This window comes from Pseudomonas sp. LTR0, from assembly GCF_036630035.1.
GTDB classification, from domain to species: Bacteria; Pseudomonadota; Gammaproteobacteria; order Pseudomonadales; family Pseudomonadaceae; genus Aquipseudomonas; species Aquipseudomonas putida_Y.
This window is the reverse complement of record NZ_CP123734.1, coordinates 3,774,364-3,797,347: the sequence shown is the minus strand read 5'-3', so window position 1 is coordinate 3,797,347 and position 22,984 is coordinate 3,774,364. Positions and strand designations below refer to the sequence as shown.

Annotated in this window: 18 protein-coding genes; 12 read left to right on the top strand and 6 right to left on the bottom strand. The window is 63.6% G+C overall.

Translation table 11 applies throughout. The annotated features are described in order from the left end of the window. Nucleotides 1-7: 7 nt before the first annotated feature. From QCL51_RS17440 to QCL51_RS17425, 4 genes are all read right to left on the bottom strand, one after another. On the bottom strand, nt 8-1,201 hold the full coding sequence (locus QCL51_RS17440) for an EAL domain-containing response regulator (protein WP_319298390.1): 1,194 nt from the start codon (nt 1,199-1,201) through the stop codon (nt 8-10). After that, the gene (locus QCL51_RS17435; RefSeq protein ID WP_338444896.1) at nt 1,198-4,005 is read right to left on the bottom strand and encodes an ATP-binding protein; all 2,808 of its coding nucleotides are present in this window, start codon (nt 4,003-4,005) and stop codon (nt 1,198-1,200) included. The genes QCL51_RS17440 and QCL51_RS17435 overlap by 4 nt, the downstream gene beginning before the upstream one ends. A gap of 70 nt (nt 4,006-4,075) precedes the next feature. Next, nucleotides 4,076-5,065, bottom strand: a complete 990-nt coding sequence (locus QCL51_RS17430; protein WP_319298389.1) for a fimbrial protein — start codon at nt 5,063-5,065, stop codon at nt 4,076-4,078. A 25-nt stretch (nt 5,066-5,090) separates the two neighbouring features. After that, nucleotides 5,091-5,795, bottom strand: a complete 705-nt coding sequence (locus QCL51_RS17425; protein ID WP_323600566.1) for a molecular chaperone — start codon at nt 5,793-5,795, stop codon at nt 5,091-5,093. Between the two features lie 456 nt (nt 5,796-6,251). On the opposite strand from QCL51_RS17425, the gene QCL51_RS17420 reads away from it, so the two are divergent. Continuing rightward, on the top strand, nt 6,252-8,288 hold the full coding sequence (locus tag QCL51_RS17420; RefSeq protein ID WP_103443913.1) for an NADPH-dependent 2,4-dienoyl-CoA reductase: 2,037 nt from the start codon (nt 6,252-6,254) through the stop codon (nt 8,286-8,288). Nucleotides 8,289-8,442: 154 nt separating this feature from the next. Then, nucleotides 8,443-9,336 (top strand): pyridoxal-phosphate dependent enzyme, encoded by an 894-nt coding sequence (locus QCL51_RS17415; RefSeq protein WP_021784072.1) that lies wholly within the window; start codon nt 8,443-8,445, stop codon nt 9,334-9,336. Here the strand turns inward: QCL51_RS17415 and QCL51_RS17410 are convergent. Then, nucleotides 9,327-9,872 (bottom strand): cytochrome b, encoded by a 546-nt coding sequence (locus tag QCL51_RS17410; protein WP_021784071.1) that lies wholly within the window; start codon nt 9,870-9,872, stop codon nt 9,327-9,329. The genes QCL51_RS17415 and QCL51_RS17410 overlap by 10 nt on opposite strands. A gap of 280 nt (nt 9,873-10,152) precedes the next feature. Continuing rightward, the gene (locus tag QCL51_RS17405) at nt 10,153-11,175 is read right to left on the bottom strand and encodes a DUF1853 family protein (RefSeq protein ID WP_323600567.1); all 1,023 of its coding nucleotides are present in this window, start codon (nt 11,173-11,175) and stop codon (nt 10,153-10,155) included. Between QCL51_RS17405 and QCL51_RS17400 the strand changes: the two genes are divergently transcribed. From QCL51_RS17400 to QCL51_RS17355, 10 genes are all read left to right on the top strand, one after another. After that, nucleotides 11,174-12,064: an NAD(+) kinase gene (locus tag QCL51_RS17400; RefSeq protein ID WP_003247220.1), complete on the top strand. Its 891-nt coding sequence runs from the start codon at nt 11,174-11,176 to the stop codon at nt 12,062-12,064. The genes QCL51_RS17405 and QCL51_RS17400 overlap by 2 nt on opposite strands. After that, nucleotides 12,064-13,035 (top strand): metallophosphoesterase, encoded by a 972-nt coding sequence (locus QCL51_RS17395; protein WP_021784069.1) that lies wholly within the window; start codon nt 12,064-12,066, stop codon nt 13,033-13,035. Before QCL51_RS17400 ends, QCL51_RS17395 begins: the two co-directional genes overlap by 1 nt. Further along, the gene (locus QCL51_RS17390; RefSeq protein WP_021784068.1) at nt 13,032-13,919 is read left to right on the top strand and encodes a rhomboid family intramembrane serine protease; all 888 of its coding nucleotides are present in this window, start codon (nt 13,032-13,034) and stop codon (nt 13,917-13,919) included. The genes QCL51_RS17395 and QCL51_RS17390 overlap by 4 nt, the downstream gene beginning before the upstream one ends. Before the next feature lie 13 nt (nt 13,920-13,932). Then, nucleotides 13,933-14,193: a DUF1315 family protein gene (locus QCL51_RS17385; RefSeq protein WP_003247224.1), complete on the top strand. Its 261-nt coding sequence runs from the start codon at nt 13,933-13,935 to the stop codon at nt 14,191-14,193. Next, nucleotides 14,190-15,020, top strand: a complete 831-nt coding sequence (locus tag QCL51_RS17380; RefSeq protein WP_103443914.1) for a DUF2797 domain-containing protein — start codon at nt 14,190-14,192, stop codon at nt 15,018-15,020. Before QCL51_RS17385 ends, QCL51_RS17380 begins: the two co-directional genes overlap by 4 nt. A gap of 13 nt (nt 15,021-15,033) precedes the next feature. Then, nucleotides 15,034-17,691 (top strand): aminopeptidase N, encoded by a 2,658-nt coding sequence (gene pepN, locus QCL51_RS17375; protein ID WP_021784066.1) that lies wholly within the window; start codon nt 15,034-15,036, stop codon nt 17,689-17,691. A gap of 271 nt (nt 17,692-17,962) precedes the next feature. Further along, entirely contained in the window at nt 17,963-19,003 is a 1,041-nt protein-coding gene (locus QCL51_RS17370; RefSeq protein WP_053870476.1) for a YCF48-related protein, read from the top strand. Next, nucleotides 19,000-21,399, top strand: coding sequence for an RND family transporter (locus QCL51_RS17365; protein ID WP_021784064.1), 2,400 nt, complete (start codon nt 19,000-19,002; stop codon nt 21,397-21,399). Before QCL51_RS17370 ends, QCL51_RS17365 begins: the two co-directional genes overlap by 4 nt. 65 nt (nt 21,400-21,464) lie before the next feature. Beyond that, the gene (locus tag QCL51_RS17360) at nt 21,465-21,755 is read left to right on the top strand and encodes a DUF5629 family protein (RefSeq protein ID WP_021784063.1); all 291 of its coding nucleotides are present in this window, start codon (nt 21,465-21,467) and stop codon (nt 21,753-21,755) included. Continuing rightward, complete coding sequence (locus QCL51_RS17355) at nt 21,721-22,851, top strand: lactonase family protein (protein ID WP_223271112.1); 1,131 nt, start codon at nt 21,721-21,723, stop codon at nt 22,849-22,851. Before QCL51_RS17360 ends, QCL51_RS17355 begins: the two co-directional genes overlap by 35 nt. Nucleotides 22,852-22,984 lie beyond the last annotated feature (133 nt).

Below are 22,984 nucleotides of genomic sequence, written 5' to 3'. Positions count from 1 at the left end.
CAGCCGGTCAGTAGGCTGACGGGGGACCGTCGTTGTGCAGCAGGCGCTGGAACTGCTCCGCCGACACGGCATGGGAGATCAAAAAGCCCTGCACCTGGTTGCAGTCGACCTTGCGCAGCATTTCGAGCTCTTGATGCGTCTCGACCCCTTCGGCGACCACGGTGAGCCCGAGCTTGCGACCCAGGGCAACGATACTGGCCAAGGCCGAGGCCAGGCTCTCGCTTTCATCGCAACGCTGCACCAGCGCCCGGTCTATCTTCAGTTCAGTGAAGGGCGTCGAGACCAGGCTCATGTACGAGCTGTAGCCTTTGCCGAAGTCGTCCTGGGACAGGCCGAAGCCTTTCATACGCAAGCGGCAGGCGCCTGCATAGAAGTTGCTCAGCTCTTCGGGAATGGAGCATTCCATCAGCTCGAAGCACAGCTTGCCGGGCACGCCTTGATGGTGCAGGACGAATTCCAGCAGCCGGTCGGCCAGGTCATGGCTGTTCAGCAGGTGGGTCGGCAGGTTGATCGAGACCGGGATGTCATAGCCCCGTTCGCGCCAGCGCGCCTGGGCATCCATGGCTTGCTTGAGCATCACCCACAGCAGCCTTTCCTCCAGGCCGTAGGCATTGATCGTTGGCAGGAAGGCGCCTGGCAGCAACACCCCTTGCTCCGGGTGCATCCAGCGCACCAGGGCTTCGGCTGCGACGATGCGACCATTGTGCAAGGACTTCTTGGGTTGGAACCAGGCCTGGAAAGCGCGGTTGTTCAAGGCATCGACCAGGGTCTGGCGATCGAACTCGGGCGTGGCCGGTGCCGCCTGGGCCGGTGCCTGATGGTGCAACTGCAATTGGTCTATCAGGCTGCGCAGCGCGGCGGGTTCGACCGGCTTGGAGATCAGCCCGAGCACGTCCACGCCGAGGTTCTTGGCCACCAGGCTCGCCGCCATGAGCATGCGCCGCGAGGCCACGCTCATGATCGCCAGGCCTGGCTTGTGACGCAGGCCGGCAAGGTGCTGGATGAACTGCACACCGTCCATACCGGGCATCAGCAGGTCGGTCAGGACCAGGTCGAAGTCACGTTGGCGCAGTCGCTCCAGCGCTTCCTGGCCATCCCGGGCCGCTTCCAGGTTGAAGCTGCCAAGCTCGCTGAACAAGTGTTGCAGGTACATATGCTGGAAGGGGTGGTCTTCGACGATCAGGATGTTAAAGGTCTTCAAGGGCTACCTCGATACGGGGCCAGGCAGTTGAACAGGACTTGCAGGTTGAAGGGCTTGATCAGGCAGCGATCCATGCCGGCGGCCAGGCACAGTTCTTCCTCGCCGCGTAGGGCATTGGCAGTGGCGCCGACGATGGGGCGGGAGCAGCCCAGCTGGCGCAGGGCCCGGGTCAGTTCGTAGCCGTTCATGCCGGGCATGTTGACGTCGGTCAGCAGCAGGTCGAAATGCTCGCGCTGCCAGGTTTGCAAGGCCTGCTCGCCATCGCTGACCAAGGTTACGCTGCAGCCGAGCTCCTCGAGCTGGTCGCGCAGGATCAACTGGTTGATGACATTGTCCTCGGCAACCAGCACGTGCAGCCCGAGCGGCTCGACCAAGGGGGCCGGCGCGGCGGGGTCCCTGGGACGGCGCAGGCCCTGGGCCTGACCGACAGCATGGTGCAGGGCACCCAGGTCGTTGAGGTTGACCTGCCAGTGACCGGCCTCGTGCCGCGCCTCCCAGCAGTCCTGGGCGCTGGCCAGGATTCGCGGGCCGGGCCACTCGGCGACCAGCCAGCGTTCTACATTGCCGGGATGCAACTCAACCAGCAGTTCGCCGGGCAGGGCGCTGCCTGGCGCCGGCGCGCCGACCTGCGCGCGCGCACCCCAGCGGCAGAGCCAACCACTGATGGCTTCAGCCAGTTCGTGTACTGGCGATACCACGTGAATGCGTTCGCCCAGCAGGTTGAACGGGGCGCTTGTGCGGCCTGACGCCACTTCCAGGGGTAGGGTCAGGCTGAAGCTGCTGCCCAGGCCCAGCTCGCTGACCAGGCGCAACTGGCCGTTCATCAATTGCGTCAGGCGCTGGCAGATCGGCAGGCCGAGCCCGGTGCCGGGGATGACTTGGCTATAACCTTCGGTCTGGTAGAAAGGGTCGAAGATGAACGGCTGGTCTTGTTCGGCGATGCCCTTGCCCGTGTCCGAGACCTGCCACAACAGGCAGGAGCGTTCGCCGTCGCGGTTGAGCAGCCTGGCCCGCAGCACCACGCGGCCGCAATCGGTGAACTTGACCGCATTGCTCAGCAGGTTGTTGAGGATCTGGCGGATCCGGTTGACGTCGCCGATCAGGTGTTCGGGCAGGCGTGGGTCCAGGCAGCTGTAGAGCTGCAGCCCCTTGCTCCTGGCTGCCGCGCTGTAGCCCTGGACCACCTCGCGGACTAGATCCGGGGCACTGAACTCGCTGAGTTCGAGGGCCAGCTGACCGGCCTCGATCTTGGACACGTCCAGCACGTCGCAGATCAACTGCAGCAAGGTTGACGAGGAGCCTTCGATTGCCCGCAGGTAATCGCGCTGCTGGGCGTCGAGCACGGTGCGCGATAGCAGCTCCAGGGTACCCAACACGCCGTACAGCGGTGTGCGGATTTCGTGGCTCATGGTCGCCAGGAACTGTGTCTTTGCTTCGTTGGCGGTGTCGGCCGCGCGCCGGGCGTCGTCCAGCGCGGCCTCGATCTGCTTGCGTGCGCTGATGTCGCTGAACGCGCAAAGCAGCACCTGCTCGCCCTTGTAGCGGGTTGGCGAGCAGCTCAGGTACAGGTGGCGGCCTTCGGCGCTCTCGAAATAGTCGCTGCACTGGTCTTCGTGTCGCTCGAAAGCCTGCTCGATCCATTGCGCGCTGCGCGCGCCGCGTGCCGGGTCCTGGCCCAGCCACTGCTGGGCCAGGTGGTTCTCCAGCACCACCTGGCCATCGCTACGGCGCAACACGCACAGGGCGACAGGTGCGGTTTCGATGACATCGCGGCTGAACATCTCGCTTTCCACCAGCGCACGGATGCGTTCGACCGTGGGGGTGAACAAGCGCTGGTCGAATCGCTGGATCAACACCCGTATCAAGGTGATGCTGAGCACGCAGAACAGCAGGGCACCGAGCAGTTGCTGCCACAGACCGGCGAGGATCGCGGACAGGTCGATTGCGTAAACCAGTTGCCAGTCCGAAGACATCAACGGCTTGCTGATGACCAGGTACTCTGGCAGGAGCCCCTGGCCGGCGAAGCCGAAGAAGTTGTTACCCACGGGATGGCGCAGCGAACGGTCCAGCGTCGGGCCTGGGGTGTTGGTGAACACCAGCATGCCGTCGGCATTGAACATCATGAATTTACCCGCGCTGGCATCCTCGAGTGACGGCGACACTGCATGGCTGTCGATTTCCAGGCCCAGCCAGCCAGAGTCCGGGTCGCGTGCGTCCAGGCGCAGGAAGATGAACAGGCGCGAACCTTGGGCGCCCTGGTCGGCCAGCCACAGTTCCCGAGGGGCCGTGGCCCGCTGCCCAGCAGCGCGCAGTTGCTCCAGCAGGCTAGATGAGGGCAGCGAGGCCTGGGCGTCAGCGTTGTACAGCCAGCGCATGGGGGCCTTAGCCGCTGTGTCGACGTACAGCAGGTTGACCTGCCGGGCCTTGAGGTAGGCACACATGCGCTGGGTCAGCCACAGGCTCCAGCGCTTGCCCGGCTGGCTGCCCAGTTGCAGGTGCACTTCCTCGCCCGGTGCCAGGGGCAGCCAGTCGACACCCGGCGCCGTTTGACGCACGGCTGCGAGGCTCAGGCTCTCCAGCAGCGCCTCGCGGTTGGTGAAGAAGGTATGGGCCTCGGCGATCGCGCTGCTCATGGCGCCATGGCGCCGAGCGATATCGGTGTTGAAGGTAAAGGACAGGAAATTGTAGGCCGCGCCGAGAATGCCGGCCGATAGCACAATTGCCAGCAGCCGAAGCAGGCGGCGTGCTGCCTCGGGGTTGGAGAGAAGGGGGTTGATCTGTTGCAGGTAGGCTTTGAGTCGCATCCCGCAAATGTAGGCAGGCCGCTGGCAACTGGACATCAGACGATCCTTAAAGGCCGCCTGGCCGAAGGTTTTACTGGTAGTACAGGTCGACCAGCGCCGTGGCTTCGAACGGACCGGAAATGGGCGCCGAGCGCCAGATAAGGTCGGCGCGGAACGGGTTGTGGATCACGCCCGGCGCAGCCAGGTCGGCCAGCTTGAACCAGGTGGCGAAAGGCACCGGCTGGTTGCTGTCCTGCTGGGTCAGGGCGATGCCGACTGAGGTGTTGTTGGCGGGCACCAGCAGCTTGTCGATGACACTGGCGCTGCCTGCGACTGGGGTGAAGCGGGCGCTGACGGTGTAGGGCGTGTCGCAGGATCTGGTCAGGTCGAGGCTGAAGCTGGCCGAGCTGGCGACCTGGCCGACCTGTGCCGAGCTGGCCAGGGCACGGCGGAAATTGACCACCGAAGGCAAGATGGTCAACTCGGGAGAGCAAGGCACGAAGCGGATGTTGTTCATGCCGGTGACGACATAGTTGAGGTTGCTGTCGGGTTTGGGGTTGAGCATGTACCCGCCGTCCAGCTGGAATACCCGGTATTCGCTGAGCGTGCTGGCTTGTCCGTTGGTTGGCGTTGCGCCGTACTTTTCGATGAACACCGTAAAGTTCAGGGTGAAGCGGGCCTTGTACCAGCCTGTACAGTTCGCCCAGTCGCAACCATGAAACGAGTTGTAGCCAGTGGTGACGGCGCCCGAAGTCTGAGTGATTTTCTGCGAGCCGTAGCGAATCCCGACCCGTATGCCCTTGCCTATACTGGCTTTGGCCGGGTTGACATAGAAATAGACATCTTCCTTGATGCCGGTTTCATAGTCGTCGGCGCAGATGACCGGAAGCGAGTGTGGTGCCGACTCCCAGATGATCGTGCCGTCGGGCGCGTCGGCCGGTACCGCCAGTGCAGTGCCCAGTGCCTCCTTGAATACCGTCGCCATGGACGGGTCCAGCTTGCAGGACAGCGCATAGCTGGTGGTGGGGCAACTGGCGGCGACGAAAAGCAGGCCAAGCAAGTGTTTCTGGATCAGGTTCATGAGTGGGTGTCCTGTGGCGGTGTGTTCACGGCAGCGCGATGTGGTGGCGCTTCTGCAGGCCGATATCGGTGAGTTCGCTGAACGCCACGCGACTTTGCGCGGGCAGGGGCGAGGGCGCCTTGAGGGTGAGCGATGCCCCCGGGCGCAGCAGGACGTAGTCCGCAAGCTGGCGCGACTGACCGGGGCTGTCGAGCTGGAGGTTGACCAGCGAAACGTGAAAGGCACTCGGGTTGCTGACTTCGATCAGGCCAGGCTGACGTGCGCGCCATGCCAGGCCCTCGACCGCCTCGCTGGCCGAGCCTGGCAGGCCGGCGGGGCGGTAGAACAGCTTCAGGCGCTGGCGAACGGCGAATTGCAGGGTATTGGCCTGTTCGGGTTTGCGCGGGATCTCGAGGATGTTCAGCCAGAACAGTGACTCCCTGTCCTCGGGCAGGCCCTTGCCGGCGTACAGCACCCGCAGCATGTGCCGGCCGTTGGGCGGTATCAATGTCAACGGCTGGACGATGGCGAAGGGCGCATCGGCGCGTTCGTCGGTACTGCTGACCCAGCTTTGCATGACCGTGTCGAGGTCACTGCGATTGACCACGCTGATGCTTGCTTCCTTGTTCGAGCCTGGGTAAATGAGGCGGGTGCCCTCGACTTTGAGCTGGCCCCAGGCACTGGACGCCAGGCCCATCAGCACCAGCGCCGCCATGGCTGGGCGCGAGAGGGTATGAAGCAAGCGCGACATGGTCAGGGCAGGGCTCCGGTGAGGTTGACAGGGAAGGGCCTGAGCATCCTAGACAGCTGGGCCGCCCCCGGCTTTGAGACGTTTCTTAAATTGCCGCGTGGTTAAATGCCTGCTTTGTGAATTGCCGCAGGCGCACAGCAACCCGGCCACCGCAACATCCGATGACCCTAGGCCCTTTCAAGAATGTATCCGGCAAAGGTGGTGGACAGGCCGGTCAGCAAACACCGCACCCGTGACCCATTCAGATTGAAGTGCAAGCCCAGGTCCAGCTGATACCGGCAGGGCTGATTCACCAGTCCTCGGGCAGTCTCGATGTTCATCATGATCATTAACTTGTCAGTTTCGATCATTGAGGCAATTCAAACGGCTGTTTAATGTCGCAGACAGACAAACGACGGGGCCCGCCACCCAGTGAGGTGCCCGCATTCCGTGATCACGCCATCAGGGGACCTTTCCATGGCCGCCGACCGTTACCCGCACCTGCTTGCCCCGCTGGACCTGGGCTTTACCACCTTGCGCAACCGCACCCTGATGGGCTCGATGCACACCGGCCTCGAAGAGCGCCCCGGCGGCTTCGAGCGCATGGCTGCATACTTTGCCGAGCGCGCGCGCGGTGGCGTTGGCCTGATGGTCACTGGCGGCATTGCGCCCAATGATGAAGGCGGGGTGTATTCCGGTGCGGCAAAGCTCAGCACCGAGGAAGAGGCCGACAAGCACCGCATCGTCACCGAGGCGGTGCACGCTGCCGGTGGCAAGATCTGCCTGCAGATCCTGCATGCCGGGCGCTACGCCTACAGCCCACGACAGGTGGCTCCTAGCGCGATCCAGGCGCCGATCAACCCGTTCAAGCCCAAGGCGCTGGACGAGGCGGGTATCGAGAAGCAGATTGCCGACTTCGTCAATTGTGCCGTGCTGGCCCAGCGTGCCGGTTACGACGGTGTCGAGATCATGGGTTCGGAAGGCTACTTCATCAACCAGTTCCTGGCCGCCCACACCAACCACCGCACCGACCGCTGGGGCGGCAGTTATGAAAACCGCATGCGCCTGGCAGTGGAAATCGTCAGCCGGGTGCGTGGCGCGGTAGGGCCGAACTTCATCATCATCTTCCGCCTGTCGATGCTCGACCTGGTCGAGGGTGGCAGCACCTGGGACGAAATCGAGCTGCTGGCCAAGGCCATCGAGCAGGCCGGCGCTACCTTGATCAACACCGGAATCGGTTGGCACGAGGCGCGTATTCCGACCATCGCCACCAAAGTGCCGCGTGCGGCCTTCAGCAAAGTCACCGCCAAGTTGCGGGGCGTGGTGAGCATTCCGCTGATCACCACCAACCGCATCAACACCCCGGAAGTGGCCGAGGCGGTGCTGGCCGAGGGCGATGCGGACATGGTCTCGATGGCCCGACCGTTTCTCGCCGACCCAGACTTCGTCAACAAGGCCGCTGCCGGTCGCGCGGATGAAATCAACACCTGCATCGGCTGCAACCAGGCCTGCCTGGACCACACCTTCGGCGGCAAACTGACCAGTTGCCTGGTCAACCCGCGTGCCTGCCACGAGACCGAACTCAACTACCTGCCTGTACGTGCGGTGAAGCGCATTGCCGTAGTAGGCGCCGGCCCGGCTGGCCTGGCGGCGGCCACCGTGGCGGCCGAGCGGGGCCACGCGGTGACCCTGTTTGACGCCGCCAGTGAGATTGGTGGCCAGTTCAACGTCGCCAAGCGGGTGCCGGGCAAGGAAGAATTCTTTGAAACGCTGCGTTACTTCCGCAACAAGGTCAAAAGCACGGGCGTCGACCTGCGCCTGAATACCCGCGTGGATGTGCAGGCACTGGTGGGCGGCGGCTTTGATGAAATCATCCTGGCTACCGGCATCGCCCCGCGTACCCCGGCGATTGCGGGCGTGGAGCATGCCAAGGTGCTCAGCTACCTGGACGTGCTGCTCGAGCGCAAGCCGGTGGGCAAGTCGGTGGCCGTGATTGGCGCGGGAGGTATCGGCTTCGATGTGTCCGAGTACCTGGTGCATCAGGGCGTGGCCACCAGTCAGGACCGAGGGGCATTCTGGAAAGAGTGGGGCATCGACACCCAGCTTCAGGCGCGAGGTGGTGTGGCCGGGATCAAGGCCGAGCCGCACGCCCCGGCACGGCAGGTGTACCTGCTGCAGCGCAAGAAATCCAAGGTGGGTGACGGGCTCGGCAAGACGACCGGCTGGATTCACCGCACCGGGTTGAAAAACAAAGGGGTGCAGATGCTCAACAGCGTCGAGTATCTGGCTATCGACGATGCCGGCCTGCACATTCGTGTGGACGGCGGCGAGGCGCAGGTGCTGGCGGTGGACAATGTGGTGATCTGTGCCGGGCAAGATCCGCTGCGCGAGCTGCAGGAAGGGCTGGAGGCGGCGGGGCAGTCGGTGCACCTGATTGGTGGCGCGGATGTGGCGGCCGAGCTGGATGCCAAGCGAGCGATCAACCAAGGCTCGCGGTTGGCGGCTGAGCTCTGAGGTCGTTGGGACTGCGTGAACCCGACACCTGCACGTGTGGGAGCGGGCATGCCCGCGAAATAGGCGACGCGTTGGATGGCACCGCCTTTGTCGGTGTTCGCGAGCGAACCCGCTCCTGCAAGCGCTTCCGGGCTTTCCCTGTAAACTGCGATCCATGCATGTATTCGACCTTCCCCAAGCCCCGCTGCAATTTCTGGACTTACCCTGGCTGAATCAAGCCCAGGTCCAGGCCGCCATTCTGCGCCTGGACCTGATCGACCCGCTGATCAGCGGCAACAAGTGGTTCAAACTACGCCACCACCTTCAACAGGCCGTCGCCTGCAATGCCCCGGGCCTGATCAGCCTCGGCGGCAACCATTCCAACCATCTGCACGCCTTGGCCGCTGCCGGCAAGCGTTTCGGCTTCGCCACTGTCGGCCTGTTACGCGGCCATGCCCAGGACACGCCAACCGTGCGTGACCTGCAGGCGCTGGGCATGGAACTGCATTGGCTAGGCTACGGCGGCTACCGTGCACGCAACGAACCCGGTTTCTGGGAACCCTGGCAAGCACGCTATCCAGGCTGGCACTGCATCCCCGAAGGGGGCGGCGGGCTGGCCGGTGCGCAGGGCTGCGCACTGATCATGCAGCAGGCGCGCGAGCAGATCGCGGGATTGGGCTGGTCAGACCATGACGCCTGGTGGCTGGCTGCTGGAACGGGGACTACCTTGGCCGGCCTTGTGCTGGCCGAGGCGGGTGCACATGCCGTACATGGTGCGTTGGCAGTGCCCAGGGATCATGGGGTGCCAGAGACGGTGGCAGCCCTGGCCGGCACGCACGGCTACCAGCTGTACGACGCCTGCCGTGGCGGTTTCGGAAAATTCGACGATGAGCTACTGACCTTCATCGCCGACTGCGAGCGGCGCACTGGCGTGCCGCTCGAAGCCCTCTATACCGGCAAGGCTCTGCTGGCCTTGCGTGATCAGGTTGCTGCCGGGCAGTTCAAGCCCGGCAGCCGCCTGATCTTCGTGCACACGGGTGGCCTGCAGGGCCGACGCGGTTACTTGTAGGGCAGCATGCGCAACAGCGTGTTGTCGCGTTGCACATAGTGGTGGTAAAGCCCGGCCAGTGCATGCAGGCCGATCAGCCAGTAGCCCCAGCTGCCAATACGCTCATGCCAGCCTTTGATGAACTTGGCCTGGTCCGGGTTCGGGCCGATCAGATGTGGCAGCTCCAGGCCGAAGAACGGCACCGGTTTGTCGGCGGCGCTGAGGATCAACCAACCGGCCAGCGGCAGACCGATCATCATCAGGTAAAGCGCTAGGTGCATCAGGTGCGCCAGGCCGGTCTGCCAGGCTGGTGGTTTTGGCACGATGGGCGGAGTCGGACGGCTCAGGCGCATGGCCAGACGCAGCCAGACCAGCACGAACACGCTCAGCCCCAGCATGAAGTGCAGGTCCTTCATCAGGTTGCGTTCGGCGCTGTCCTTGGGAAACAGCCCACGCAGTTCGATAAGGGCATAGACAGCAGCCAGCAGCACCAGCATCAGCCAATGCAGGGCGATGGACAGGCGCGCGTAATGGGTCGCGGGGTTGGATGAAACCATGATCGGTCCTCGTCATCAGGTCGGGAAGGCGCTCTTGCTGGCGCTCAGGTGCCATTGTAATGGTTACCAGAAACGAATCTTTGCGCTGGGTCTGTGAAAATTGTGTTGCCAGCCACCGGCTCCTTCGCGGGCACGCCCGCTCCCACAGGTATGGACTGCCCCCAAGAAGTTGGACACCAATCCACCCCTTGGGGGGCAGTCCAGGCACTGCACAGGCTTCAAAGACTGTGCAGTGCCTGTGGGAGCGGGCGTGCCCGCGAAGGGGCCGGACCAGGCGACATCAGTTACCGGGCAGATACGGCCAGTCATCAGCCACCAGAAACACCCGCTCCACCTCCTGCCAGGCGCCATCGGGCTCCTGCTCCAGTCGCACCAGCAACTGCGCCGGTGCCTGCTGCTCCAGCATATGCAACCAGGCTGCAAACTGCTCCGCCAGCCAGCATTCGCCTGCCTCGAACCGCGCAGGTGCCAGCCAGGCATGCCGTTGCAGCGGCTGCCACCGTTCACCTTCAGCCAGCACCCAGTCCTGCCGTCGCACCCAGCGCCCGTGCAAATGCTGCGGGTTGGCGCCGGTGGGTGGCTTGGCATGGCCCGGCCACGGGTAGAAAAGATAGCCGCCCAGCCACACATGTGCCTGTACCTGCTGAATCCCCAGCTTGGCCAGCATCTCGCGGCTCTGCGCCCCCTTGGACATGGGCAACTGGTGCCCCGCCAGGTGTGCAAGCTTGGTCCCCAGCCGATCATGGCAACCAGGCCCCAGCCAGGCATGCGGGTCGTGCCCGGCGTCTTCCGGGCCTAGGTACAGCTTGATCGCCAGTTCCAGGTGGTGCACGCCGTCGCGGTCGCGCAGCACCACGTCGAGCTCGCCCAAGGTGCGCCCGCCGTCGCGAATCGCCAGGTTGGCGGCCAGCAGTTCGATGCCTGGCGCCTGGCTCAGGGCAAATTGCCACAGGCGTTCGTAGTAATGTCCCAGGCGCCGGCTGCCCAATTGCGCCAGCCACTCGCGCAACGGTCGGTCATCGGCATCCAGGGCCCGCAACCACTGTTCAAGGCGTTGCGGCTGCTGCGCCCACAGGCTGCCCGCCAGCGGGTGTCGCTGGGGGCAGGGCGGGGCGCTGAGCAGGGGCGGCGACAACAGGGCCCATGCCAGGTCACGCACGGTGGAGTGCTGCAATTGTCGGGGCAGGTCGTGGAGCTGGGCGAATGGCGTCATCCTGCGAGCATAGCCGGTTTGCCGCTGCCCGGTGGTTTCGCCCATAATCGGCGCATCGTCACCCGCCGCAGAGCCTCGCAGGAGCCCCATGGAGCAATTTCGCAATATCGGTATCATCGGTCGCCTTGGCAGCTCGCAGGTGCTCGACACCATTCGCCGACTTAAAAAATTCCTCCTCGATCGCCACCTGCACGTGATCCTCGAGGACACCATTGCCGAAGTGCTGCCCGGCCATGGTTTGCAAACATCCACCCGCAAGCTGCTGGGCGAGGTCTGCGACCTGGTCATCGTGGTCGGCGGCGACGGCAGCCTGCTGGGCGCAGCCCGCGCGCTGGCCCGGCACAACATTCCGGTGCTGGGTATCAACCGTGGCAACCTGGGTTTTCTCACCGACATCCGCCCCGACGAGCTGGAACAGAAGGTCGCCGAAGTGCTCGACGGCCACTACCTGGTGGAAAACCGCTTCCTGCTGCAGGCCGAGGTGCGCCGCCACCACGAGGCCATCGGCCAGGGCGATGCGCTGAACGACGTGGTGCTGCACCCGGGCAAGTCCACGCGCATGATCGAGTTCGAGATCTACATCGATGGCCAGTTCGTCTGCAGCCAGAAGGCCGATGGCCTGATCGTCGCCACCCCCACCGGCTCCACTGCCTATGCGCTGTCGGCCGGTGGCCCGATCATGCACCCCAAGCTCGATGCCATCGTCATCGTGCCGATGTACCCGCACACCTTGTCGGGCCGGCCGATCGTGGTCGACGGCAACAGCGAGCTGAAGATCGTGGTGTCCAAGGACCTGCAGATCTACCCACAGGTGTCCTGTGACGGCCAGAACCACTTCACCTGTGCCCCCGGCGACACCATCACGGTCAGCAAGAAGCCGCAGAAACTGCGTTTGATCCACCCGCTGGACCACAATTACTACGAGGTCTGCCGCACCAAGCTGGGTTGGGGCAGCCGCCTGGGGAGCAGTGACGACTGATGCTCGATCCGGCGCGAAGTTTTGACATCATCGGCGACGTGCACGGCTGTGCGCTGACCCTTGAACGCCTGCTCGACGCCCTCGGATACAAGCGCGTGGCCGGCGTGTGGCGCCACCCGCGACGTCAGGTGCTGTTCCTTGGCGATATCGTCGACCGCGGGCCACGCATTCGTGAGGCACTGTACATCGTCCACGACATGGTCGAAGCCGGCCAGGCGTTCTGCATCATGGGCAACCACGAATACAACGCCCTGGGCTGGGTCACCCCGGCGCTGCCAGGCAGCGGCAAGGCCTATGTACGCGAACACACGCCGCGGCATGCCCGGCTGATTGACGAAACCCTGACCCAGTTTGCCCAGCACCCTGGCGACTGGCACGATTTCGTCAACTGGTTCTACCAGCTGCCGCTGTTCGTTGACGCCGGCCGTTTCCGTCTGGTGCACGCCTGCTGGGACCCGCGGCTGATCGAGCCGCTGCGCCAGCAATACCCCGACGGACGCATCGATGAACACTTCATCCAGGCCTCGGCCGTGAGTGGCAGTTTTGCCGACACCGTGTGCAACCGCCTGTTGCGCGGTACCGACATGCGCCTGCCGGACGGGCTGACGCTGACCGGCGGCGACGGCCTGACCCGCGCGTTCTTCCGCACCAAGTTCTGGGAAGAAGACCCGAAAACCTACGGTGACATCGTGTTCCAGCCCGATGCCTTGCCCGAAGACGTGGCCAGCACCCCGCTCAGCCACAGCCAGAAGAACGCCTTGTTGCGTTATGACGAAGACCAGCCGATGCTGTTCGTCGGGCATTACTGGCGCAGCGGCCGCCCGGCACCGATCCGCGCCAACCTGGCCTGCCTGGACTACAGCGCCGTGCTCTACGGCAAGCTGGTCGCCTACCGGCTGGATGATGAAACCCGTATCGACCCACACAAGTTCGTCTGGGTCGACGTCGACCGCCCACAGGCCAACCAATGAACATTATCGAAGTGATGCGCCTGCCGCTGTCGGTCGACCTCAGCGGCTTCGTCCACCTGTTGCAGCGCCTGCAGGTGCCGCACCGGGTAAGCGAGGAGGGCGATGCCCAGGTCCTCTGGGCTCCCGACACCCTGGCCGAAGATGTGCTGCAGCTCTACCAGCGCTACCCGGACGGCAACGCCGACCTGCCGGCCAGCGCCGACCTTGTAGGGGCGGGTTCACCCGCGAATGCCCCCACACAGCCTTCCCTGGCGGCCCAGGCCAAGGCCTGCAAAATCACCACCCTCACTTTGCTGCTGTGCTTCATCGTCGCCGGCCTTACGGGGCTTGGTGACAACTTCACCACCATCAGCTGGTTCACCTTCCTCGACTTCCGTGTCCAGGGCGACTACCTGTACTTCACCTCGCTGGCGCAAACCCTCGACCAAGGCCAGTGGTGGCGACTGGTGTCGCCCATGCTGCTGCACTTCGGCGTGCTGCACCTGGCCATGAACAGCCTGTGGTACTGGGAACTGGGCAAACGCATCGAACTGCGCCAGGGCCCGTGGGCGTTGCTGGGCCTGACCCTGCTGTTCAGCCTGGTCTCCAACCTGGCCCAGCACTACACCAGCGGGCCGAGCCTGTTTGGCGGCCTGTCCGGCGTGCTGTACGGCCTGCTCGGGCATATCTGGCTGTACCAGTGGCTGGCGCCCGACCGTTACTTCAACCTGCCCAAGGGCGTGCTGGTGATGATGCTGATCTGGCTGGTGGTGTGCCTGACCGGCGTGGTCGGCACCCTCGGCCTTGGCCAGATCGCCAATGCCGCCCACGTCGGCGGGCTGCTCATCGGATGCCTGACCGGGCTCTTGGGTGGGGCGCTGGCCCGGCGTAAACTGTCGGCTTGAATCAGGAGACACTATGTCCACTTTCGCGCAAATGATTGAAAACATCACCCCGGAAATCTACCAGAGCCTGAAACTGGCGGTGGAAATCGGCAAATGGTCGGATGGCCGCAAGCTCACGGCCGAGCAGAAAGAACTGTCGCTGCAGGCGGTCATCGCCTGGGAGATGAAGAACCTGCCCGAGGACCAGCGCACCGGCTACATGGGCCCACAGGAATGCGCGTCGAAGTCCGCGCCCATCGCCAACATTCTGTTCAAGTCGGACTCGGTACATTGATCGAACTCGCTCGTGGCTCGTTGAGCAAAATGGGCGTCAGCCTGCAGGCACCGGTGGTGCAGTACAGCTTCCGCCTGGATGACATGCAGGTGCCGGTCAACCCGATGATCGGCCAGCGCCTGCGCCTGGAATACCTCGGCGCCATTCATTGCAGCCATTGCGGCAAGCGCACCAAGACCAGCTTCAGCCAGGGTTACTGCTACCCGTGCATGACCAAGCTGGCCCAGTGCGATGTGTGCATCATGGCCCCGGAAAAATGCCACTACGACGCCGGCACCTGCCGGGAGCCGTCGTGGGGGGAACAGTTCTGCATGACCGACCACATCGTGTACCTGGCCAATTCGTCGGGGATCAAGGTCGGCATTACCCGTGCCACCCAGCTGCCCACCCGCTGGCTCGACCAGGGTGCCAGCCAGGCGTTGCCGATCATGCGCGTGGCCACCCGGCAGCAATCGGGCCTGGTCGAAGACGTGCTGCGCAGCCAGGTGCCGGACCGTACCAACTGGCGTGCGCTGCTCAAGGGCGATGCCGAGGTGCTCGACCTGCCGGCCATCCGGGAGCAGGTCTTCGAAGCCTGCGCCGACGGCCTGCGCGAGTTGCAGGGGCGTTTCGGCCTGCAGGCTATCCAGCCGCTGCCGGACGCCGAAGTGGTGCAGATGAACTACCCGGTCGAGGCATACCCCAAGAAGATTGTCAGCTTCAACCTCGACAAGGACCCGGTGGCCGAGGGCACGCTGCTGGGCATCAAGGGCCAGTACCTGATCTTCGACACCGGTGTGATCAATATTCGCAAGTACACGGCCTACCAGTTGGCCGTGCTCCAGTAAAAAGGACCTGCACATGCGTACCGAACAACCGCAAGTGATCTACCTCAAGGATTACCAGGCGCCGGAGTACCTGATCGACGAGACGCACCTGACCTTCGAGCTGTTCGAGGACCACACACTGGTTCACGCGCAACTGGTCATGCGCCGCAACCCGGCACGCGGTGCCGGCCTGCCGCCACTGGAACTCGATGGCCAGCAGCTGGAACTGCTGCGCGCCTCGCTGGATGACCAGGAGCTGCAGCCAGGCGACTACCAGCTCGATGCCGACAGCCTGACCGTGCAGCCCAAGGCCGAGCGCTTCACCCTGGACACCAGCGTGAAAATCCACCCGGAAAGCAACACCGCCCTGGAAGGGCTGTACAAGTCGGGCAAGATGTTCTGCACCCAGTGCGAGGCCGAGGGCTTCCGCAAGATCACCTACTACCTCGACCGCCCGGATGTGATGAGCACCTTCACCACCACGGTCATCGCCGAGCAGCATCGCTACCCGGTATTGCTGTCGAACGGCAACCCGATCGGCAGCGGGCCGGCCGAAGACGGCCGCCACTGGGCGACCTGGGAAGACCCGTTCATGAAGCCGGCCTACCTGTTCGCCCTGGTGGCCGGTGACCTGTGGTGCGTTGAAGACAGCTTCACCCGTCAGTCCGGCCGTGATGTGACCCTGCGCATCTACGTCGAGCCCGAGAACATCGACAAGTGCGACCACGCGATGGTCAGCCTGAAAAAGTCCATGCGCTGGGACGAAGAAGTCTATGGCCGCGAGTACGACCTGGACATCTTCATGATTGTTGCGGTCAACGACTTCAACATGGGCGCCATGGAAAACAAGGGCCTGAACATCTTCAACTCCAGCTGTGTGCTGGCCCGTGCCGAAACCGCCACCGATGCTGCGCACCAGCGCGTCGAAGGCGTGGTCGCCCACGAGTACTTCCACAACTGGTCGGGCAACCGCGTCACCTGCCGTGACTGGTTCCAGCTGTCGCTGAAGGAAGGCTTCACGGTATTCCGCGATGCCGAGTTCAGTGCCGACATGAACTCGCGCACGGTCAAGCGCATCGAAGACGTGGCCTACCTGCGCACCCACCAGTTCGCTGAAGACGCCGGCCCCATGGCCCACCCGGTGCGCCCGGACAGCTTCATCGAAATCTCCAACTTCTACACCCTGACCGTCTACGAGAAGGGCGCCGAAGTGGTGCGCATGGTCCGTACCCTGCTGGGTACCGAAGGCTTCCGTAAAGGCAGCGACCTGTACTTTGAACGTCATGACGGCCAGGCGGTAACCACCGACGACTTCATCAAGGCCATGGAGGACGCCAACGGCGTCGACTTCACCCAGTTCAAGCGCTGGTACAGCCAGGCTGGCACCCCGCGTCTGGAAGTCAGTGAGGCGTATGACGCCGCCGCGCAGACCTACAGCCTGACGTTCCGCCAGAGCTGCCCGCAGACCCCGGACAAGGCCGCGAAACTGCCGTTCGTGATCCCGGTGGAGCTGGGCCTGCTGGATGCCGCCGGCAATGACCTGCCGCTGCAGCTGGCTGGCGAGGACGCCGCTCAAGGGACCAGCCGCGTGCTGTCGGTGACCGAGGCCGAGCAAACCTTCACTTTCCAGGGCATCCAGGCCAAGCCGCTGCCATCGCTGCTGCGTGGTTTCAGCGCCCCGGTGAAGCTGAGCTTCCCGTATGACCGCGACCAGTTGATGTTCCTGATGCAGCACGACAGCGACGGCTTCAACCGCTGGGAAGCGGGCCAGCAGCTGTCGGTGCAGGTACTGCAGGAACTGATCGGCCAGCATCAACGCGGCGAAGCCCTGAAGCTCGACCAGCGCCTGATCACCGCCCTGGGCACTGTGCTGGGCAACGAATCGCTGGACCCGGCCATGGTGGCCGAAATGCTCTCGCTGCCAGGTGAGGCGTACCTTACCGAGATCAGCCAGGTGGCCGACGTCGACGCCATCCACGCCGCCCGCGAGTTCGCACGCCAGCAGATCGCCGAACACCTGTTCGACGCCCTGTGGGCGCGTTACCAGGCCAACCGTGAGGTGTCGCGCAGCACTGCCTATGTGGCCGAGGCCGAGCACTTTGCCCGCCGCAGCCTGCAGAACATCGCCCTGTCGTACCTGATGCAGAGTGGCAAGCAACAGGTGCTGGAGGCGACCCTGGAGCAGTTTGAGCACTGCGACAACATGACCGAGCGCCTTACCGCGCTGGCGGTACTGGTCAACTCGCCGTTCGAGGCCGAGCGCGCGAAAGCGCTGGAGGCGTTTGCCGAGCACTTCAAGGACAACCCGTTGGTCATGGACCAATGGTTCAGCGTGCAGGCGGCCAGCACGCTGCCGGGCGGGCTGGCGCGGGTCAAGGCATTGATGCAGCACCCGGCCTTCACCCTGAAGAACCCGAACAAGGTGCGTGCGCTGATCGGTGCCTTTGCCGGGCAGAACCTGGTCAACTTCCATGCTGCCGATGGCTCAGGCTATCGCTTCCTGGCGGACCTGGTGATCGAGCTGAATGCACTGAATCCGCAGATTGCGTCGCGGCAACTGGCGCCGCTGACCCGCTGGCGCAAGTATGACGATGCGCGTCAGGCCCTCATGAAGGGCGAACTGGAGCGGATTCTGGCGTCTGGCGAGCTGTCCAGTGATGTGTATGAAGTGGTGAGCAAGAGCCTGGCGTAAGTCTGGTGAATTGGGGCTGCTGTGCAGCCCTTCGCGGGTGAACCCGCTCCTACAGGGGGATGCAACCCTTGCAGGAGCGGGTTCACCCGCGAAGGGCCGCCCAGCGGCCCCGGCTTTCCCCGGCCGACAACAAAACATAACACCCCGCCCGTTGTACTCCCGCAAACATCCCCGCTACGATCCCCTCAAGCTATTGCAGGCCTCTAGATCAGGCATTCGCAAGGCCTGCAATGCATTGACCCACCAAAAAGAACACAACAAGGGGGCAGTCATGAGGGAACAGTTACGTATGCCAGCCAGGCGTGGCGCCTGGCCATGGGCAGCCAGCGCGATGCTGGCACTGGCATTGGGGATGTGGGCCGACAGTGCCCAGGCCGCGGCAGCCGATGAATACTCCACCGAGTCGGCCAAGGCCAGTGAAAGCCTGTTGATCGACACCACCCATGCCGGCAAGCGCCTGGTGGTGGTTGGTGATCGCGGCCACATTCTGTTCTCCGACGACCAGGGCAGCACCTGGACCCAGGCCCGGGTACCCACCCGGCAATTGCTCACTGCCGTGTTTTTCCTCGACGACAAGCGTGGCTGGGCTGTCGGCCATGACGCACAGATCCTCACCAGCAGCGACGGCGGCGCTACCTGGAGCAAGCAGTTCGAAGACCTCGCCCGTGAAGCGCCCTTGCTCGATGTCACCTTCCTCGATGCCCGGCACGGCTTTGCCGTGGGGGCCTATGGCGCCTTGCTGGAAACCACTGATGGCGGGCAGCACTGGCAGGACGTGGCCGAGCGGCTGGACAACCCGGACCAGCTGCACCTGAACGGTATCGCCCAAGTGCGCGATGCCGGCCTGTTCATCGTGGGTGAGCAGGGTGGTATGTACCGCTCCGCCGACAGGGGCCAGACCTGGGTCAAGGTCCAGGGCCCTTACGAGGGCTCGCTGTTCGGCGTGATCGGCACCGCCAGGCCGCAGACCCTGCTGGCCTACGGCCTTCGCGGCAACCTGTTCCGCTCCAGCGACTTCGGTGACAGCTGGCAGCCGATCGAACTCAAGGCCGCGCGCGGTACGCTGGAGTTCGGCCTGGCAGGCGCTACGCTTGTCGATGATGGCACCCTGGTGCTGGTCGGCAATGGTGGCAGCGTGCTGCGCAGCACGGACGACGGCCAGACCTTCAGCGTGTACAACCGCGCCGACCGCCTGGCCCTGGCCGGCGTCAGTGGCTTGGCCAATGGCGGCCTGCTGCTGGTGGGGCAGGGTGGTGTGCATCTGGCCAGCGCCGAAGGGGCTGATCAGGCTGCCCGGGAGGTGCGTCCATGACCAGCAGGGAGAGCATTGCCATGCACTCGCATCACCAGGACAAGGCCACGCTGCTGGAACGCCTGATCTTCAACAACCGCCCAGTGGTCATCGCCCTGTGTGTGCTGGTCAGTATTTTCCTGTTCTGGCAGGCCACGCAGATTCGCCCGTCGACCAGCTTCGAGAAGATGATCCCGCTGCAGCACCCGTTCATCGAGCAGATGATGGAGCACCGCAACGACCTGGCCAACCTTGGCAACACCGTGCGCATTTCGGTGGAGGCGGTGAACGGTGACATCTTCGACAAGGACTACATGGAGACCCTGCGTCAGATCCATGATGAGGTGTTCTACATCCCCGGTGTCGATCGGGCCGGGTTGAAGTCACTGTGGAGCCCCAGCGTGCGCTGGAGCGAGGTCACCGAAGAGGGTTTTTCCGGTGGTGAGGTAATCCCCAACACCTACAACGGGTCGCAGGACAGCCTCGATACCCTGCGCGACAACGTGCTCAAGTCAGGCCAGGTGGGGCGCCTGGTAGGCAACAACTTCAAGTCCAGCATCATCGACGTGCCGCTGCTGGAGAGCTACCCCGACCCGCAGGACCCGGGCAAACAGGTGAAGCTGGACTACCAGCAGTTCTCTCACCTGCTGGAAGAGAAGATCCGCGACAAGTTCCAGGCACAGAACCCCAATGTAAAAATCCACATCGTCGGCTTTGCCAAGAAGGTCGGTGACCTGATCGATGGCCTGGTGATGGTGGCGATGTTCTTCGGCGTCGCCCTGGTGATCACCTTGGTGTTGTTGTACTGGTTCACCTGGTGCATCCGCAGCACTGTCGCCGTGCTCATTACCACACTGGTGGCGGTGGTCTGGCAGCTGGGGCTGATGCATGCGGTGGGCTTTGGCCTGGACCCGTACTCGATGCTGGTGCCGTTCCTGATCTTCGCCATCGGCATTTCCCACGGGGTGCAGAAGATCAACGGCATCGCCCTGCAGTCGAGTGACGCCGACAACGCCCTTACCGCTGCCCGGCGCACATTCCGTCAGTTGTTCCTGCCGGGCATGATCGCCATCCTTGCCGACGCAGTGGGCTTCATTACCCTGCTGATCATCGACATCGGGGTGATTCGCGAACTGGCCATCGGCGCCTCCATCGGCGTGGCGGTGATTGTGTTCACCAACCTGATCCTGTTGCCGGTGGCCATCTCCTATGTCGGCATCAGCAAGAAGGCCATCGAGCGCAGCAAGAAAGACGCGACCCGCGAGCACCCGTTCTGGCGCCTGTTGTCGAACTTCGCCAGTGCCAAGGTGGCGCCGGTGTCGGTGGTGCTGGCGCTGCTCGCCTTCGCCGGTGGCCTGTGGTACAGCCAGAACCTGAAGATCGGCGACCTCGACCAAGGGGCACCGGAGCTGCGCCCCGACTCGCGCTACAACCAGGACAACAACTTCATCATCAGCAACTACTCGACCAGTTCCGATGTGCTGGTGATCATGGTCAAGACGCCGTCGGAGATGTGCTCGGTCCACTCGACCATGGCGCCGATCGACGAGCTGATGTGGACCATGGAAAACACCCCTGGCGTGCAGTCGGCGATTTCCCTGGTCACCGTTTCCAAACAGGTGATCAAGGGCATGAACGAGGGCAGCCTGAAATGGGAAACCCTGTCGCGTAACCCGGACATCCTCAACAATTCCATCGCCCGGGCTGACGGCCTTTACAACGGCGACTGCTCATTGGCACCCGTGCTGGTGTTCCTCAATGACCACAAGGCTGAAACGCTGGAGCGCGTCACCGCCGTGGCCAAGGCGTTTGCCGACAGCCATGACAAGGAAGGCCTGCAGTTCCTGCTGGCGGCGGGCAACGCTGGCATCGAGGCCGCGACCAACGAGGTGATCAAGTCGGCCGAGCTGACCATCCTGATCCTGGTGTACATCTGCGTGGCCGTGATGTGCCTGATCACCTTCCGCTCGTTCGCCGCCACACTGTGCATCGTGCTGCCCCTGGTGCTGACCTCGGTGCTGGGCAACGCGCTGATGGCCTACATGGGCATCGGGGTGAAAGTGGCGACCTTGCCGGTGGTGGCGCTGGGTGTGGGCATTGGCGTGGACTATGGCATCTATATCTACAGCCGCCTGGAAAGCTTCCTGCGTGCGGGGTTGCCATTGCAGGAGGCGTATTACCAGACCCTGCGCTCGACCGGCAAGGCGGTGCTGTTCACCGGGCTGTGCCTGGCCATTGGGGTATGCACCTGGATTTTCTCGGCGATCAAGTTCCAGGCGGACATGGGCCTGATGCTGACCTTCATGCTGCTTTGGAACATGTTTGGTGCGCTGTGGCTGCTACCGGCATTGGCGCGGTTCCTGATCAAGCCCGAGAAGATGGTGGGCAAGGAGGGTGGGTCGATCTTTGCCCATTGATTGCAGGGGGGGCCGCGTTGCGGCCCCAAGGTTATACTGCCGACTCATTTCAGATTGGTACCCCTATGTCCCCCCTCGCTACCGCCCTGCAGTCCTGCGATATGCTTCTGATCGACGGCCTGCACGCCTTCGACTTCACCGCCGATGAAACCGGCCTCACTGTCGAATGCATGGACGGCCGCCAATTGCGTCGCTGGTCGTTCACCCCCGAGCAAGTCGCTGCCGCCATCGCCACCGGAGACGAGTGGCAACTCGACGATGCCAACGGCGCGCATCGACTAGTCTGTATGAGTGCCTTTCGCGCCCCGGATGATGACCAAGATGAACCGGACCTGGACGAACCTGCTGACCGCTAGCCTGATGAGCCTGACTATCCACGCCCACGCCTCGACGTTGCTGGTGGGCAGCTACACCGATGGCGCGAGCCAGGGTATCTACCGCTATCAGTTCGACGACAAGGCTGGCCGCATCGACCCCACTCCGCAACAAGTGGTCAAGAGCGTCAACCCTTCATGGCTTGTGCTGTCGGCCGACCAGCGCCAGCTGTTCGTGGTCAATGAAACCCCGGGTGGCCATGCCAGCAGTTTCAGCGTCAGCACCAAGGGCGAGCTCAAGCCGCTCAACCAGGTGGTCACCCACGGTGACGAACCGACTCACGCCAGCCTCAGTCGTGACCAGCGTTATCTGTTCGTGGCCAACTACGCGGTAAAGCCTGACCCTGGCGGCAGCCTGGTGGTCATCCCGGTGGCCAGGGACGGCAAGCTCAAAGCCGTGGTGCAACAGGCTCGGCACAAGGCGAGTGGCGTCAACCCCGAACGCCAGGCCGGTGCCCATGTGCACGCACTGGTGCTGTCGCCCAACGGCCAGCATGTGTATGCCTGCGACCTGGGCGCGGACAAGGTATTCATCTACCGCTATGACGGCGCCAGTGTGGACAAACCATTGAGCCCGGCAATCCCGGCCTCGGTGGCCTTGCCGCCAGGCAGTGGGCCCCGTCACCTGCTGTTCGACGCCAAGGGCCAGCATGCCTACCTGACGCTGGAAATGAGTGGCGAAGTGGTGATGTTCGATGTCGAGGATGCTGCTTTGCTTGAGCGTCAACGTCTGCCGCTGACCGAGCTGCAGGATGCAGCAGCCAAGGCGGCGGGAGGCCTGCACCTGTCGGCAGACGGCCGCTTCCTGTACGTGAGCAACCGTGGTACGGCGAATGAAATCCTGGTGTTTGCTGTTGGCAAGAATGACGGCCAGTTGACGTTCGTGCAGCGCCGCTCCGTGGAAGGCGACCATCCCCGCGAATTTGCCCTGGACCCTAGCGGCAAATTCCTTCTGGTGGCCAACCAGAAGAGCAACCAGATCGTGGTCATGCGCCGTGATCTCTTGACTGGCAAGTTGGGGGAAACCGTGCAGACTATGGCGCAGGACGCGCCTTCGGACCTGAAGTTCATCGAGTGATGATTTGTGAGGGTTCGGCGTTGGATTTTTAGCGCCTGGGATATCGAGCGCCGCCCGCGCGGCGCATCGCGAGCTGCGCTCGCTCCTACGTTTGTTTCGGGCCAGTAACGCCTTTGGCTGCTGCGCGCGACCG